The sequence below is a fragment of the Gordonia sp. ALPHA1B1 genome (assembly GCF_005502615.1).
Lineage (GTDB): Bacteria > Actinomycetota > Actinomycetes > Mycobacteriales > Mycobacteriaceae > Gordonia > Gordonia hongkongensis.
On record NZ_SCOC01000019.1, the window covers coordinates 62,598 to 78,695 of the forward strand.

At 69.3% G+C, this 16,098-nt stretch carries 13 protein-coding genes; 11 read left to right on the forward strand and 2 right to left on the reverse strand.

The genetic code is table 11. From position 1 onward, the window contains the following. Positions 1-135 precede the first annotated feature (135 nt). The 6 genes from argS to rho all read left to right on the forward strand — a co-directional run bounded on the left by argS (position 136) and on the right by rho (position 8,998). On the forward strand, positions 136-1,788 hold the full coding sequence (argS, locus tag FFS52_RS14275) for an arginine--tRNA ligase (RefSeq protein ID WP_058252745.1): 1,653 nt from the start codon (positions 136-138) through the stop codon (positions 1,786-1,788). Beyond that, entirely contained in the window at positions 1,785-3,206 is a 1,422-nt protein-coding gene (lysA, locus tag FFS52_RS14280) for a diaminopimelate decarboxylase (protein ID WP_065632836.1), read from the forward strand. The genes argS and lysA overlap by 4 nt, the downstream gene beginning before the upstream one ends. Then, the gene (locus tag FFS52_RS14285) at positions 3,203-4,543 is read left to right on the forward strand and encodes a homoserine dehydrogenase (RefSeq protein WP_058252747.1); all 1,341 of its coding nucleotides are present in this window, start codon (positions 3,203-3,205) and stop codon (positions 4,541-4,543) included. The genes lysA and FFS52_RS14285 overlap by 4 nt, the downstream gene beginning before the upstream one ends. After that, positions 4,536-5,621 carry a threonine synthase gene (gene thrC, locus FFS52_RS14290; protein WP_068969916.1) on the forward strand — a complete coding sequence of 362 codons (1,086 nt, stop codon included), beginning with the start codon at positions 4,536-4,538 and terminating at the stop codon, positions 5,619-5,621. Before FFS52_RS14285 ends, thrC begins: the two co-directional genes overlap by 8 nt. Beyond that, positions 5,602-6,573 carry a homoserine kinase gene (thrB, locus tag FFS52_RS14295; protein ID WP_068969915.1) on the forward strand — a complete coding sequence of 324 codons (972 nt, stop codon included), beginning with the start codon at positions 5,602-5,604 and terminating at the stop codon, positions 6,571-6,573. Before thrC ends, thrB begins: the two co-directional genes overlap by 20 nt. Before the next feature lie 337 nt (positions 6,574-6,910). Beyond that, on the forward strand, positions 6,911-8,998 hold the full coding sequence (gene rho / locus FFS52_RS14300) for a transcription termination factor Rho (protein ID WP_068969914.1): 2,088 nt from the start codon (positions 6,911-6,913) through the stop codon (positions 8,996-8,998). A gap of 371 nt (positions 8,999-9,369) precedes the next feature. On the opposite strand, the gene FFS52_RS14305 is transcribed toward rho, so the two are convergent. Together FFS52_RS14305 and FFS52_RS14310 are read right to left on the reverse strand one after the other, a co-directional pair. Next, positions 9,370-10,302 carry a heme transporter gene (locus tag FFS52_RS14305; protein WP_137810073.1) on the reverse strand — a complete coding sequence of 311 codons (933 nt, stop codon included), beginning with the start codon at positions 10,300-10,302 and terminating at the stop codon, positions 9,370-9,372. Position 10,303: 1 nt separating this feature from the next. Beyond that, entirely contained in the window at positions 10,304-11,512 is a 1,209-nt protein-coding gene (locus FFS52_RS14310) for a sulfite reductase subunit alpha (protein ID WP_137810074.1), read from the reverse strand. 301 nt (positions 11,513-11,813) lie between these two features. Between FFS52_RS14310 and rpmE the strand changes: the two genes are divergently transcribed. The 5 genes from rpmE to FFS52_RS14335 all read left to right on the forward strand — a co-directional run bounded on the left by rpmE (position 11,814) and on the right by FFS52_RS14335 (position 16,057). After that, entirely contained in the window at positions 11,814-12,026 is a 213-nt protein-coding gene (gene rpmE, locus FFS52_RS14315) for a 50S ribosomal protein L31 (protein ID WP_010842972.1), read from the forward strand. 120 nt (positions 12,027-12,146) lie between these two features. Beyond that, a complete protein-coding gene (gene prfA / locus FFS52_RS14320; RefSeq protein WP_058252753.1) occupies positions 12,147-13,223 on the forward strand; it encodes a peptide chain release factor 1 in 1,077 nt (358 codons plus the stop codon). 5 nt (positions 13,224-13,228) lie between these two features. Beyond that, positions 13,229-14,137: a HemK/PrmC family methyltransferase gene (locus tag FFS52_RS14325; protein WP_137810075.1), complete on the forward strand. Its 909-nt coding sequence runs from the start codon at positions 13,229-13,231 to the stop codon at positions 14,135-14,137. Positions 14,138-14,141: 4 nt separating this feature from the next. Then, the gene (locus tag FFS52_RS14330) at positions 14,142-14,801 is read left to right on the forward strand and encodes an L-threonylcarbamoyladenylate synthase (protein ID WP_137810076.1); all 660 of its coding nucleotides are present in this window, start codon (positions 14,142-14,144) and stop codon (positions 14,799-14,801) included. Continuing rightward, positions 14,798-16,057, forward strand: coding sequence for a serine hydroxymethyltransferase (locus FFS52_RS14335; RefSeq protein ID WP_137810077.1), 1,260 nt, complete (start codon positions 14,798-14,800; stop codon positions 16,055-16,057). Before FFS52_RS14330 ends, FFS52_RS14335 begins: the two co-directional genes overlap by 4 nt. Positions 16,058-16,098 lie beyond the last annotated feature (41 nt).

Genomic DNA, 16,098 nt, shown 5'->3' on the forward strand with positions numbered 1-16,098 from the left:
TCCGACTGCGGGGGCCGAGCGGACCTGCGGGAGACCCGGCCCGCGCTCGGCGCACACGAGTGTACTGGTGGGCCCGATGGGTGGAGCAGGGTGCGATTGTCGGTGTAGTGGCCGCGGCCAATAGGATGGTGTCCTGTGACTCCCGCCGACCTGGCCGCGCTGCTGCGCGACGTGACCCTGACCGTGGTCCGCGACCGCGGACTGGACGAGAACCTGGTGCCCGACTCCATCGTCGTCGAGCGCCCCCGTCACGCTGACCACGGCGACTATTCCACCAACGTCGCCCTGCAGATGGGCAAGCGGCTCGGCGTGAACCCGCGGGAACTCGCCGGCTGGCTCGCGGAGGCGTTCGCCGCGGCCGAGGGTGTCGCGAAGGCCGAGATCGCCGGTCCCGGGTTCGTGAACCTCTGGCTCGGGGCCGCCGCGCAGAACACCGTCGTCGCGGCGGTGCTGGCCCGGGGTGCGGACTACGGCCGCGGAAACGAACTCGCCGGTTCGGTCATCAACCTCGAATTCGTGTCGGCCAATCCGACCGGGCCGATCCACCTGGGCGGTACCCGCTGGGCGGCCGTCGGCGATGCTTTAGGCCGCGTGCTGGCCGCTCGCGGTGGTGCGGTCACGCGTGAGTACTACTTCAACGACCACGGTGCCCAGATCGACCGGTTCGCCCGGTCGCTGGAGGCCGCGGCACTGGGCAACCCGACCCCGGAGGACGGCTACGCGGGCGATTACATCGCCGACATCGCCGCGAAGGTCGTCGAGACGGTCCCCGAGGTGCTGTCGCAGCCCGACGCCGACCGCCTCGAGACGTTCCGTTCGGTCGGGGTGGACCTGATGTTCACCCACATCAAGCAGAGCCTCCACGACTTCGGCACCGACTTCGACGTCTTCACCCATGAGGACAAGATGTTCGCCACCGGCCTCGTCGACGAGTGCATCGGCGAGCTCAAGGCCAATGGCAACCTGTACGAGAAGGACGGCGCGTGGTGGCTGCGGTCCACCGAGTTCGGTGACGACAAGGACCGTGTGGTCCTCAAGAGCGACGGCAACGCCGCCTACATCGCGGGCGACATCGCCTACTACCGTGACAAGCGCAACCGCGGCTTCAACCTCTGCATCTACATGCTCGGCGCCGATCACCACGGGTACATCAGCCGGCTCAAGGCCGCGGCGGCGGCGCTCGGCGACGACCCGGCCACCGTCGAGGTGCTGATCGGCCAGATGGTCAACCTCGTGCGCGACGGCACGCCGGTCCGTATGAGCAAGCGTGCCGGCACGGTCATCACGCTCGACGACCTCGTCGACGCGGTCGGCGTCGACGGCGCGCGCTATTCGCTGATCCGCTCGTCGGTCGACGTCAACATCGACATCGATCTCGACCTGCTCACCAAACAGTCCAACGACAACCCGGTGTACTACGTGCAGTACGCCCACGCGCGGATGTCCGCACTGGCCCGCAACGCCGCTGACCTCGGGGTCGTGTCGTCGCTGGACCATCTCGACCTGCTCGACGATCCCGCCGAGGGCGAATTGATCCGCACCATCGGCGATTTCGACGATGTCGTCGCGACCGCCGCCACGTTGCGCGAACCGCACCGGGTCTGTCGCTACCTCGAGGTCCTCGCCGGCACCTACCACCGGTTCTATGCCAAGTGCCGTGTCCTGCCGCAGGGTGACGAGAAACCGGCGGACATCCACCGGGCCCGGCTCGCCCTGTGCGAGGCCACCCGTCAGGTCTTGGCCAACGGCCTGGGGCTCGTCGGCGTCACCGCGCCGGAGCAGATGTGAACGCACACCCCGCCGGCCCCCGGCACGCCGAACTGCTGGCCGCACCCCATCTCGCCGAGCGTCCGAACGACCCGGCGGTGCTCGCCGCCATCCCCGCACAGGTGTGGCCGCGCAACGCATCCCGCGACGAATCGGGCGAGCTACGGTTGGCCGGCGTGCCGGTGAGTCAGCTCGCCGAAGAGTTCGGGACGCCGGCGTTCGTCGTGGACGAGGCCGACTTCCGGTCGCGCTGCCGGGACATGATGGCGGCGTTCGGCCCGTACGGGCGAGTGCACTACGCGTCGAAGGCGTTCCTGAGTACCGAGATCGCGCGCTGGGTCGACGACGAGGGGCTGTCCCTGGACGTCTGCAGCGGTGGTGAACTCGCCATCGCACTGCGCGCCGGTTTCCCGCCGGAGCGAATCGCATTGCACGGCAACAACAAGAGCGTCGACGAGCTGCGCGCTGCGGTCGACGCCGGGATCGGGCACGTCGTCCTCGACTCGATGATCGAGATCGATCGGCTCGACGTGATCGCCGGCGAACGCGGTGTCGTCGCCGACGTGCTGGTGCGCGTGACCGTCGGTGTCGAAGCGCACACCCACGAGTTCATCTCGACCGCACACGAGGACCAGAAGTTCGGATTCTCGCTCGCCGGTGGGATCGCGATGGAAGCCATCCGGCGGGTCTTCGCGACCGACAACCTCAGGCTCGTGGGTCTGCACAGCCACATCGGGTCGCAGATCTTCGACATGGACGGATTCGAGCTGGCCGCCCACCGGGTGCTCGGACTGCTCCGCGACGTCGTCGGCGAGTTCGGTGTCGAGAAGACCGCGCAGATGTCGGTCGTCGATCTCGGTGGCGGACTGGGGATCTCGTACCTCCCCGACGAGCGTCCGCTGCCGGTGCAGAAGGTGGCGGAGACGCTCGCGGCGATCGTCGAGCGGGAGTCGGCAGCACTCGGGCTGCCCATGCCGACCATCGCCGTCGAACCGGGCCGCGCCATCGCCGGTCCCGGCACGATCACGCTGTATCGCGTCGGCACCGTGAAGGACGTCGCACTGGGCGGCGGCGCCGTACGACGCTACGTCTCCGTCGACGGCGGCATGAGCGACAACATCCGCACCGTTCTCTACGACGCCGAATACGACGTGCGGCTCGTGTCCCGGGTGTCGGAGGCCCGTGCGGTGGTGTGCCGGGTCGTGGGAAAGCATTGCGAGAGCGGCGACATCGTGATCAAGGACTGTTGGCTGCCGGAGGATCTCGGCCCCGGCGACCTGATCGCGGTGGCGGCGACCGGTGCCTACTGCTACTCGATGTCGAGCCGATACAACATGACCATGAGACCGCCCGTGGTGGCGGTGGCCGACGGGAACGCCCGGCTACTGCTGCGCCGGGAGACCATCGACGACTTCCTCAGCCTGGAGGTGGGCCTGTGACCGAATCCGTGCAGAACACAAGTGGCGCAACCGATGCGGACTCGCGCACCATCGGTGTCGCGGTGCTCGGCATGGGCAATGTCGGTGCCGAGGTGGTGCGCATCATCACCGACAACGCCGACGACCTCCGGGCGCGCGTCGGGGCTCCCGTGGAGATCCGCGGCGTCGCGGTGCGGGATCTCGGCCGTCCCCGCAAGATCGCGCAGGATCTCCTGACCGACGACCCGGCGGCACTCGTCGCGCGCGACGACGTCGACATCGTCGTCGAGTTGATGGGCGGCATCGACCCGGCCCGCGGTCTGATCCGGTCGGCGCTCGAGAGCGGCAAGTCGGTGGTGACGGCGAACAAGGCGCTCCTCGCCGAATACACCGGCGAACTCGCGACCGCCGCGGCAGATGCCAAGGTGGACCTCTACTTCGAGGCCGCGGTCGCCGGCGCCATCCCGGTCATCCGTCCGCTGATGCAGTCGCTGGCCGGCGACACCGTCGAGCGGGTCAACGGCATCGTCAACGGCACCACCAACTTCATCCTCTCCGCGATGGACGAGACGGGCGCCGACTACGCCGACACCCTCGCCGAGGCCGGCCGCCTCGGATATGCCGAAGCCGATCCGACGGCCGACGTCGAGGGCTACGACGCCGCGGCCAAGGCGGCGATCCTCGCCTCGATCGCCTTCCACACGCGGGTCACGGCGGCCGATGTGCACCGCGAGGGCATCTCCTCGGTCACGTCCGCGGACCTGGTCGCGGCCAAGAAGTTCGACTGCACGATCAAACTGCTCTCGATCTGCGAGCGCGTCCGCGACGCCAATGGCGCGCAACGGATCTCGGCGCGCGTGTACCCCGCGCTGATTCCGCTGACCCACCCGCTGGCGACCGTGAACGGCGCGTTCAACGCCGTCGTCGTGGAAGCCGAGAACGCCGGGCGGCTGATGTTCTACGGGCAGGGTGCCGGGGGATCACCGACGGCATCCGCGGTTCTCGGCGACATGGTCATGGCCGCCCGCAACCGCGTGCACGGCGGGCGCGGACCGCTCGAGTCGACCTACGCCTCCCTGCCCGTCGCCCCGATCGACGACGTGTTCACGCGGTATTACGTCTCGATGCGGGTGGCCGACAAGCCCGGCGTGCTGGCGCAGGTCGCGGGGGAGTTCTCGAAGCGGTCGGTCAGCATCGCCGCGGTGCGCCAGGAGGGCGCGGGCGACGACGCCCGCCTGATCCTGGTCACCCACCGCGCCCCCGACCGAGCTCAATCGGATTGTGTTGCGGCGCTCGAAGACATGGACGCCGTCATCAAGGTGTCGAGTGTTTTGCGATTGGAAGGTACCGATGACTGAAGCGACTTCTACGCCTGTGCACCGCGCGTGGCCGGGCCTCATCGAGGCCTACCGGTCGCGGTTGCCCGTCGCCGACGACTGGAAGGTCGTCACGCTGCTCGAGGGTGGCACCCCGCTGATCAGTGCGCCGCATCTGTCGTCGCTGACCGGCTGCGAGGTCTACCTCAAGGTGGAGGGCCTCAACCCCACCGGTTCGTTCAAGGACCGCGGCATGACGATGGCCGTCAGCAACGCGGTCAACAACGGCAAGACCGCGGTCCTGTGCGCATCCACGGGCAACACCTCGGCATCAGCCGCCGCATACGCCACCCGGGCCGGGATCACCTGCGCGGTCCTGATCCCGCAGGGCAAGATCGCGATGGGCAAGCTCGCGCAGGCGGTCATGCACGGCGCCAAGATCATCCAGGTCGAGGGCAACTTCGACGACTGTCTCGAACTCGCGCGCAAGGCGACCGCCGAGTTCACCGAGATCGAACTCGTGAACTCGGTCAACCCGGCGCGGATCGAGGGTCAGAAGACCGCCGCCTTCGAGATCGTCGACGTGCTGGGCCGTGCCCCCGACGTCCACGCTCTGCCGGTCGGCAACGCGGGCAACATCACCGCGTACTGGAAGGGCTACAAGGAGTATCACGCCGACGGCGTCTCGTCGTCGGTGCCGCGCATGCTCGGTGTCCAGGCCGCGGGCGCCGCGCCGCTGGTGAACGGCGCGCCGGTGAAGGACCCGGAGACCGTCGCCACCGCCATCCGCATCGGTTCCCCGGCCAGCTGGAACCAGGCCGTCGCCGCGAAGGACGAGTCGACCGGGCAGTTCCTGGCGGCCACCGACGAGAAGCTGCTCGAGGCCTACCGACTCGTCGCCGGCAAGGAGGGCGTGTTCGTCGAGCCGGCGTCGGCGGCCAGCGTCGCGGGCCTGCTCGCCGCGAGTGCCGACGGCTGGATCGAGCGGGGCTCGACCGTGGTGTGCACGGTCACCGGCAACGGTCTGAAGGACCCCGACACCGCGCTGGCGGGCATCCCGGCGGTCGAGGCCATTCCGGTGGACCCGGTGGCGGTCGCGAATGCTCTCGGTGTCGGCTGACGGGGCCGGGTCCGCGGCGGCTGCTGCGGGAACGGTGCCGGTAGGGCTCTCGACGAGGGTCCGCGTGCCCGCCTCCAGTGCCAACCTGGGGCCCGGATTCGACTGTCTCGGAATAGCTCTCGGAATCTACGACGAGGTGATCGTCGAGACGGTCCCGGATGGCGTCACCCTCGAGGTCGAGGGTGAGGGCGCCGACGCCGTGCCCCGCGACGACTCGCACCTCGTGGTGCGGGCGCTCACGCACGGACTGGCACACGCCGGGCTGCGGGCCCCCGGTCTGACATTGCGCTGCGTCAACCGGATCCCGCATTCCCGGGGTCTGGGTTCGTCCGCCGCCGCCGCGGTGTCGGGTCTCGCCGCCGCGTCGGGCCTGATCTCGGCCGCCGGCCTCGGTCCGGGGCTCTCGGCCGACGAACTGGTACAACTGTCCAGCGAATTCGAGGGTCACCCCGACAACGCGGCCGCGAGCGTGCTCGGCTCGGCGGTCGTCACGTGGACCGAATCAGCTGACGGCGTCGCCTCGTATCACGCGCACCGTCTCCCGGTGCACCCCGACATCTACGCAACGGTCTTCGTGCCCGACACCGAGTCGTCGACGTCGTTCACCCGCGGGCTGCTCCCGGATTCGGTCCCGCGCGCCGACGCCGTGTTCAACCTGAGCCGGTCGGCCCTCGCCGTCGTCGCGCTGACCACCGATCCGCGCAACCTCATGGCCGCGTCCCAGGATCGGTTGCACCAGCCGTACCGGGCGTCGGCGATGGCGCCGACGCACGATCTGGTCAGCGCGCTGCGTGCTCGGGGACATGCTGCGACGGTGTCCGGAGCGGGACCGACCGTCCTGGTGCTCGGTACGGCGCCGGTGCCCGCCGAGATCCGTCAGCTGGCGCAGGGCCTCGGGTTCGACGCCCGGTCGGTCGCCGTCGCCGGCGGCGTCGAGATCACCGTCGGCTGATCGGCGTCGTCCGCACGACCGCCGGAGTGAAAGCGCATTCATTTGGCGCTTCCGGCGTGTTGCCCCTATCATGCGAACGGGGTTACCATATTCTGGTCTAGCCGCGCAGGCTTGTCCTGCCGCTTCTCATCCTTCACCGATCGGAGATGACCGGCTGTGTATCCGGGCCGGGGTCATGGATCTCTGTCGACGGTGCCGAAGCGCAGGTGTTTCCGGGCACGCTCGCAGCGGACCACACATTCTCACCGTCCACCGCGGACGGACTCCCTAGCGCACAGAAGCAGGGAAACGTAGACCTCACGCAGTTCTCGTCTGCGGGAGGAACGAAAGGACTTCCGTGACCGATACGGACCTGATCACCGCACCTGCCGAGCAGGAATCCGCGGGTTCGGCCGGCCCCGACTCGGGACGACCGGCCACCAAGACACGTGCACGAACCGGCCTGTCCGGCATGGTGCTCAGCGAACTGCGGACGGTCGCCGGTGAACTCGGCATCAAGGGCACCTCCGGGATGCGCAAGGGCGATCTGATCGCCGCGATCAAGGAGCGCCAAGCGGGTGGCGACGCCCCGGCCGCGAAGAGCGCTCCCGCCCGGTCGAAGGCCGGCACGTCGAAGCCGGCGACGAACGACGACCAGCTGACCATCGGCGACTCCCCGGCCGCGACCGGGGCGGACACGACCGAGAAGAACGACGCCCCCCGGAGCGGCGCGCGCACCCAGCGCGGCGCCGGCCGCAAGGCCGCTGCCGCGGACGCACCGGCCGAGGCGTCGTCCACCGAGACCGCGAACGCCGACGCTTCGGGAACAACGAACAACCCGGCTGCCACCCAGGCCGACGGCTCGCGGAACGGCGCCGACGCGGCGAAGTCCGAGGCCCAGGCCGGGGATGCACCCAAGGGCGGCAGCGCTTCCGAGACCGACTCGTCGGAGACCGGTGCGGGACGCGAGCGACGCCGCGGCCGTGACGGCTCGGGCGAGGCCGCGGGTGACTCCGACGGCAACGACCAGCGCACTCGGCGCAACCGCAACCAGAACCGCGACAACCAGAATCGCGACGGGGGCCAGAACCGCGACGGGGGCCAGAATCGCGACAAGCAGAACCGCGACGGCAACCAGAACCGCGACGGCAACCAGAACCGCGACGGAAATCAGAATCGTGACGGGGGTCAGGACGACGACGGCGAGGGCGGCGGTCGCCGTCGGGGTCGCCGGTTCCGTGAGCGTCGTCGCGGCCAGAATCGCGACACCCCGAACGAGCCGCAGGTGTCCGACGATGACGTGTTGCAGCCCGTCGCCGGCATCCTCGACGTGCTCGACAACTACGCCTTCGTGCGCACCTCGGGGTACCTCGCCGGTCCGAACGACGTCTACGTCTCGATGAACCTGGTCCGCAAGAACGGACTTCGACGCGGCGACGCGATCACCGGTGCGGTCAAGGTGCCGCGTGAGGGCGACCAACAGAACCAGCGCCAGAAGTTCAACCCGCTGGTGCGGCTGGACACCGTCAACGGCGGAGACGTCGAGACGGCCAAGCGTCGCCCCGAGTTCAACAAGCTCACGCCGCTGTACCCGAACCAGCGCCTGCGGCTGGAGACCACCCCCGAACGACTCGACACCCGTGTGATCGATCTGATCATGCCGATCGGCAAGGGGCAGCGGGCCCTGATCGTGTCGCCGCCGAAGGCCGGTAAGACGACGATCCTGCAGGACATCGCCAACGCGATCGCGACCAACAATCCCGAATGCCACCTCATGGTCGTCCTCGTCGACGAGCGTCCCGAGGAGGTCACGGACATGCAGCGTTCGGTGCGGGGTGAGGTCATCGCCTCGACCTTCGATCGGCCGCCGTCAGACCACACCTCGGTGTCGGAGCTCGCGATCGAGCGCGCCAAGCGACTCGTCGAGAGCGGGAAAGACGTTGTGGTGCTGCTGGACTCGATCACCCGTCTGGGTCGTGCGTACAACAACGCGTCGCCCGCGTCGGGTCGGATCCTGTCCGGTGGTGTCGATTCGACCGCGCTGTACCCGCCGAAGCGGTTCCTCGGCGCGGCGCGCAACATCGAGAACGGCGGGTCGCTGACGATCATCGCCTCGGCGCTCGTCGAGACCGGCTCCACCGGCGACACGGTGATCTTCGAGGAGTTCAAGGGCACCGGCAACGCCGAGCTCAAGCTCGACCGCAAGATCTCCGAGCGCCGGGTGTTCCCGGCGGTGGACGTCAACCTGTCGAGTACTCGTAAGGACGAGCTGCTGCTGTCGCCGGAGGAATTCTCCATCGTGCACAAGCTGCGTCGCGTGCTCTCGGGTCTCGACTCGCAGCAGGCCATCGACCTGCTGATCAGTCAGCTGAAGAAGACCAAGACGAACATCGAGTTCCTGATGACGGTGCAGAAGACCGCACCGGGCGGGAACAACGACGACTGAGTTCTGCGACTGCGACGAGCCACGAAGGTCACCGGACCTTCGTGGCTCGTCGTTTTCGCTCCTCGGGAACTGCGGCCTGGCGGCCGTCGTGGACTACGACACAACACTCGAGCATCTGAACCTCATCCTCCCTGAGGTGCGAGCGAAGCGAGCCACGAAGGGTGTAGCAACGTGTCTCGCCAGCCCTTCGTGACTCGTCGACCTCGACGCGCTCCTTCGTCGCTTGCTCGGCCCGGCGGCTTGCGCTCCTCGCACCTCAGGGAGCAGGGGTTTTGTAGTCTCTTCGGATCAGCGAGCGATGGGGGTTCGCTTCTCTCGGATTGGGGAGCGGTGGGAGACGGACGGGGTTGCGCGACTCGCGCGGTGTCCTCTCAGCCGGCGAGGTCGGCCGCCAGGTGTTGCCACGCCTGCGCACTCGGCGGTGCGACGGCCCCGGTCTGGGTGACGATCAGCGCGCACTCGCCTCCGCGGCTGTAGATCTCGAGTGATCCCGTGCGGTCCCACACCCCGCGGGGCCACGTCACCCAGCATTCGCCGACGAGGTCGAAGTTGATCATCACGCGGGCGCTGCCGGATGCCAGCACCATCTGGCCCCGATGCTCGCGGGCTCCGTCGAGACGGTCCTGGCGCATCTGGATGCATCCCGGCGCCGCCGTCGCGAAGGTCACGGTCATCCCCAGTCCCGCTGCGTGCTCGAGTGCGGCGATCACCGTACGTGTCTCGACGCGGACGGTACGCGCGCAGTCGAGATGGGGGAGGGCCGCCAGGCGGGCGACACCTCCGTCGGTGAGTACCGCGTCGAATTGTGCGACCTGATCGTCGTCGATCGAGGCGGACGGGTCCACGCACTGTGGCGCAGGCGAATCCACGAAGGGCCCATCAAGGACCGCGGCCGCGCCGGTGCAGGTCATCGCCTCGAACGCCAGCCGGTCGGAGTTCTCCGTCAGGTAGGTGGCGTGAGCGGTGTTGCCGCGGTGGTCGAACAGTCGCAGGGTCGGCGGAACGTGGGCGGCGGGATCGCTGAGCAACGCCGACGACAAGCGAGAGGGGTTGAGCCGCAGTGCGATCTGCTGCGAGTCGACACGAAGCGGACCGCCCACGGTCGTCGGGAGGTCATGGACTCCGACCGCGTTCATGATCACCGGACCGGCAACGGTGACGCCGACGACCTGGGCCAGGCCGGGCAGGCGCGCGGCGACCGCGGGGACGTCGTGATTCACCGAGGAGTCCGCGAATCCGGCTGTCCGCAGCAGGATCTCGAGATCGCTGCGGGCGTGCGGATGGTCCCCGGCGGAGTGGGTCATCTCAGTAGACGTCGCGTGAGTAGCGATTCTCCGCGCGCAGGCGATCGACGTACGCCGCGGCCTGGTCGGGCTCGAGACCACCGTGTTCGGCGACGATCTCGTGCAGCGCCGCATCGACGTCGTCGGCCATCGTCGTGGCGTCGCCGCACACATACAGATGCGCGCCGGCCTCGAGCCACGCGAACAGCTCACCGCTGTGTTCGCGCATCCGGTCCTGGACGTAGACCTTGTGTTCCTGATCGCGGGAGAAGGCGAGGTCGAGCCGGTCGAGAAGCCCGTCGGTGACGAACCGGTCGAGCTCCTCGGCATAGAGGTAGTCGTGGCCGCGATGCTGGTCACCGAAGAACAGCCAGTTGCCGCCGGGTGCGCCGGCCGCGGCCCGCTCATGCAGGAAACCGCGGAACGGGGCGATGCCGGTGCCCGGGCCGATCATGATGGCCGAGACGTCGTCGGCGGGCAGCCGGAACTTCTTGTTGGGGGAGATGAAGACGGGCACGGTGTCGCCGGGCGCGCAGCGGTCGGCCAGGTGGGTGGAGCACACACCTCCGCGATCCCGGTCGGCGACGCGGTAGCGCACCGTGGCCATCGTGATGTGCACGGTGTCGCCGTGGACCCGCGGGCTCGACGAGATCGAGTACTCGCGGTGCGCGAGGGGACTCAACTCCTCGAGCAGTTCCTCGGGAGTCGGGGTGAAGATCGGGTCCAGATCCAGCAGATCGAGGACGTCGAGTCCGTGGAGCCACGCGTCGAGTGCCTGCGGGTCACCGGCGTCGAGAAGTCGGGCGAGTTCGGGGTGTCCGGTGCGTTCGGCGACGACCCGGACGAGGTACTTCGACGGCGCGCCGATCTCGTACCTGCTGGTCAGTGCCTCGCGCAGGGTGTAGGTCGCCTTGCGGTCGGCGATGATCTCGTCGCCCACCGCGCGCAGCCGGGCGAGCAGGAGATCGACCAGCGCGGGATCGTTCGTCGGAGCGATCCCGATGCCGTCGCCGGGCTCGTAGGTGATGCCGCTGTCGCCGAGATCGAGTTCGAGATGCCGGACCTCCTTGGCCGATCCGGGACCGGAGAGGAGTTCGTTCCGCACGACCGTCGCCGGGTAGGGATTGCGCCGGTTCCACGGCGATCGGGCCGTCTTGCCGGTACGACGGGCGGGGGAGGTCCGTGCGGTGTCGACTGCGAGGCTGCTGCCGGTGGAGGCGGCGTCGTACATCGAGGATTCCTTCGGGGACGGGGTGCGGGGGAGCGTGTGCCGCCGACAGGGCGGGCGACGCCACGGTACTACACTTAGGCAACCCTTACGAGGATCGCGATCTGCGTCACGTGTAGCGAAGTGGCGGTGGCCGTGTCGGGAATGGATCCGAGCAGCCCGCCGTTGAGGCACCTGCGACCGCGGTGACCGGGATTTTTCCCGGGTGATGCCCCCGTGGCATACTGATCGGTCGAGTCCGGTTCCGGTTCACACCGTCGACAAGCGACGGTGACCCGGCGACCTCAGAAAGGGACAGTCAGACATGAAGCAGGGAATCCACCCCGAGTACGCGACGACCACCGTCGTCTGCGGCTGCGGCAACACCTTCGAGACCCGCAGCACCGCTGCCAACGGTCGGATCAACGTCGAGGTCTGCTCGCAGTGCCACCCGTTCTACACGGGCAAGCAGAAGATCCTCGACACCGGCGGCCGCGTTGCCCGGTTCGAGAAGCGCTACGGCAAGCGCGCCAAGTAGACCACGCTGCGACGCCCGCCCGACGATGTCGGGACGGGCGTCGCTGTGTTTTCCGGTCAGAGTTCTTCCCGGTGTCGCCGATCATCCGGCGTGCGCCGGTCGACAAGTGAGGTCGCCTTCATGAGTACGCAGAGTCCCTCGGCCATCGACGACATCCTGGCCGAGCACTCGGGTCTCGAACGCCAGCTGGCCGATCCCGCCCTGCACGACGATCCCGCCGCGGCCCGTCGCGTCGGTAAGCGATTCGCCGAGCTCGCGCCCGTCATGGCGACCTACACCCGGTTGAAGGCGGCACGCGAGGATCTCGAGGCCGCACGGGAACTGGCCGCCGATGACGCGTCGTTCGCCGCCGAGATCCCCTCTCTCGAAGAGGCCGTCGAGGAACTCGACGCGACGTTGACCGACCTGCTCGCCCCGCGCGACCCCCACGACGCCGACGACGTGGTCCTGGAGATCAAATCCGGTGCGGGCGGCGAGGAATCGGCACTGTTCGCGGCGGACCTGGCCCGGATGTACCTCAAGTACTGCGAGCGTCACGGCTGGAAGGCGCAGGTGCTCGGCGTGACCGAGTCCGATCTCGGCGGCTACAAAGAGGCCACCTTTTCGATCAAGTCGAAAGAGGCCGTGCGCGACGGGGTCTGGTCGCGACTGAAGTTCGAGGGCGGTGTGCACCGCGTCCAGCGGGTGCCGGTCACCGAGTCGCAGGGCCGCATCCACACGTCGGCGGCCGGGGTGCTGATCTACCCCGAGCCCGAAGAGGTGGCCGAGGTGACGATCGACGAATCGGAACTGCGCATCGACGTCTACCGCTCGTCCGGCAAGGGCGGCCAGGGCGTGAACACCACCGATTCGGCGGTCCGGATCACCCACCTGCCCACCGGAATCGTCGTCACATGCCAGAACGAACGTTCGCAGTTGCAGAACAAGGCGCGCGCGATGCAGGTCCTCGCCGCCCGGCTGCAGTCCGCAGCCGAGGAAGAGGCGGAGGCCGCCGCCGCGCAGGGTCGTGCGGCCCAGATCCGCACCGTGGACCGGTCCGAGCGGATCCGGACCTACAACTTCCCCGAGAACCGCATCACCGATCACCGGATCGGTTACAAGGCCAGCAATCTCGACGCGGTCCTCGCCGGTGACATGGACAACCTGCTCGACGCGCTCGTCGCCGCGGACCGGCAGGCCCGCATGGAAGCGGAATAGGTGTCGTGACCGGCAGGCCGACCCCGGTGCCGGACGAACTGCGTGCCGCAACCGCCCGTCTCGCCGCGTCCGGGATCGACTCCGCACGCCGTGACGCCGAATGGCTGATGGCGCACGTGCTCGGGATCGATGCGGGCCGTCTCGTGCTGGTGGACGCGATCGACGACGCGCCGGCGCGCGCGTTCCGGTCGGCGATCGACCTGCGGTCGCAGCGGATTCCGTTGCAGCACATCATCGGGACCGCCGCCTTCGGCCCGGTCGAGCTGGCCGTCGGCCCCGGAGTGTTCATCCCCCGGCCGGAGACCGAGTACCTCCTCGAATGGGCGGTCGACCGACTCCGGGCCACCCCCGGACCGCATTCCGCGGCCGATTTCTGCAGCGGCAGTGGGGCACTGGCGATCGGCATCGCCGCGATGAGTCCGGCGACGCGGGTCGTGGCGATCGAGGCCGACGAGGACGCGCTGGTGTGGTTGCGTCGCAACGTCGCCGCCGCGACACCGGCCGTCGGGTCACGGGTCGACGTCGTCGCCGCGGACGTCACCGACCCGGATCAGGTCGGGGGAGCCGTGCCGGCCGGCAGCGTGTCGGTCCTGGTCACGAACCCGCCCTACGTGCCGCTCGACGCCGTGGTCGGACCGGAGGTCGCCCACGACCCGGCTCGCGCGGTCTTCGGCGGCGCGGACGGGATGTCGGTCATCGTGCCGATGGTGCCGGTCATCGCCCGCACGCTGACGCCGGGTGGCGTCGTCGGGATCGAACACGACGACACGACCGCCGACGCCGTCGTGTCGTGCCTGCACGCGCACGGCGACTTCGAGGAAGTCACCCGTCACACCGATCTGACGGGCCGGCCGAGGTTCGTGACGGCGCGCCGACGGCAGGCCGGGTCCGTCGGACGCGGCATGGCAGGATGATCGCGTGAGCACTGTTTTCGACTGCAACGATCCACAGAACCGCTCGTCGGGGATTCGGGCGGCGGTCGGGGCGGCGAAGGCCGGACGGCTGATCGTGATGCCCACCGACACGCTCTACGGAGTCGGTTGCGACGCCTTCGATTCCGACGCCGTCGGTGCACTCCTCGCGGCCAAGCACCGGGGACGCGACATGCCCGTGCCGGTCCTGGTCGGTTCGTGGCACTCGATCGACGGCCTGGTCCTGTCCGTCCCGCAGCCCGCACGCGACCTGATCGAGGCTTTTTGGCCGGGCGGTCTGAGTCTGGTTGTCCGACAAGCACCCTCGCTGGCATGGGACCTCGGCGACACCGACGGCACCGTCATGCTGCGGATGCCGCTGCACCCGGTCGCGATCGACGTGCTGCGCGAGGTGGGGCCGATGGCGGTCTCGAGCGCGAACGTCTCGGGGCGTCCGCCGGCGACCACCGCCGACGAGGCGCGCGACCAACTCGGTGACGAGATCGCGGTGTATCTCGACGGTGGCCCGGCGCCGGCCGCGCAGGCGTCGACGATCGTCGATGTCTCCGGGCCGAGTCCGCGCATCCTGCGCGAGGGTGCGGTCTCGACGGACGCCGTCGCCGACGTACTCGACACGGACCCGGCCGCGCTGCTCGCGGAGCGATGAGCCCCGACGCGCCGAGGTTCGGACCACCCGGCGTCGAGGCGGGCGGCGCCCCGACCGGCGACGCCGCGGTCGACGCCCTGGTGAGCCGCGAGGTCGGCCGGCGCCGCGACACCTTGCAGCTGCTCGCCAGCGAGACCGAGCCGACGCCCGGGGTGCGGGCCGCGATGGCGTCGGTCTTCGACGCGAAGTATGCGGAGGGGTATCCCGGCGCGCGCTACCACGGCGGTTGTGAAGTGGCCGACGAGCTCGAGGAGCTCGCCGTCGGACGGGCCCGCGCGCTGTTCGGCGCCGAGTACGCCAATGTCCAGCCGCTGTCGGGGAGTGCGGCCAACCTCGCCGTCTATGCCGCCTTCGCCCAGCCCGGAGACCCGGTGCTCGCGCTGCGCCTCGAACACGGCGGCCACCAGACGCATGGTTCTCGGGCGAACTTCTCCGGGCGATGGTTCTCGCCGTTGCACTACGAGGTCCGCCGCGACGACGAACTCGTCGACTACGACCAGGCCCGGGATCTCGCGCTGGTGCACCGCCCCCGCATCCTCGTCGCCGGCGCCGCGTCCTACTCGCGGACGTTCGACTTTGCGTCCCTGCGCCGGATCGCCGACGAGGCCGAATGCATCCTCTGGGTCGACGCCGCACATCTCGCCGGGCACATCGCGGCCGGCCTGCTGCCCTCGCCGGTGCTGCACGCCGACATCGTCACCCTGTCCACCAACAAGGTGATCCGTGGTCCGCGCGGCGGGGTCATCCTCGCGCGGGCCGAACACGGCGAGGCCCTGCGCAAGGCGGTCTTCCCGTTCGTGCAGGGCGGTCCCGCGATGCACGCCGTCGCCGCGAAGGCGGTCGCCTGCGCGGAATCCGGTACCGACGAGTTCGCCGGCTACGTCCGTCGTGCGGTTGACAACGCCCGCGGTCTCGCCGCGGAACTGGCGTCTCGGGGCGCCCGGGTGGTGTCCGGCGGCACCGACATCCACCTCGCGGTCGTCGACGTCAGCGGCTTCGGCATCTCCGGGATGGAGGCGCAGCACCGGCTCGGCGCGGCCGGGATCGTCGTCGACAAGGCGGTCCTCCCGTTCGACACCCGCCCCGTCTCCGAGGGATCGGCGATCCGGATCGGTACGCCGGTGGCCACCGAGCGCGGCATGACCGCCGCGATGCATCCGGTCGTCGCCGACGCGATGGCCGCGGCGATGTCGACGCGCGACCGTGAGACACACGAGCGGATCCGTCGCGAGATCGCCGCACTGGCCTACGGGTAGCGTGGTCGCAATGTCAGAGACCCTTGCCCGTCTGACACCGG

What these genes read in the sequence shown, in the direction of transcription:
- rpmE (WP_010842972.1), top strand. Translation starts at nt 11,814, where the DNA reads ATGAAGCAGGGAATCCACCCCGAGTACGCGACGACCACCGTCGTCTGC.
- prfA (WP_058252753.1), top strand. Translation starts at nt 12,147, where the DNA reads ATGAGTACGCAGAGTCCCTCGGCCATCGACGACATCCTGGCCGAGCAC.
- thrC (WP_068969916.1), top strand. Translation starts at nt 4,536, where the DNA reads ATGACTGAAGCGACTTCTACGCCTGTGCACCGCGCGTGGCCGGGCCTC.
- FFS52_RS14305 (WP_137810073.1), bottom strand. Translation starts at nt 10,302, where the DNA reads ATGACCCACTCCGCCGGGGACCATCCGCACGCCCGCAGCGATCTCGAG.
- FFS52_RS14335 (WP_137810077.1), top strand. Translation starts at nt 14,798, where the DNA reads ATGAGCCCCGACGCGCCGAGGTTCGGACCACCCGGCGTCGAGGCGGGC.
- thrB (WP_068969915.1), top strand. Translation starts at nt 5,602, where the DNA reads ATGCTCTCGGTGTCGGCTGACGGGGCCGGGTCCGCGGCGGCTGCTGCG.
- FFS52_RS14310 (WP_137810074.1), bottom strand. Translation starts at nt 11,512, where the DNA reads ATGTACGACGCCGCCTCCACCGGCAGCAGCCTCGCAGTCGACACCGCA.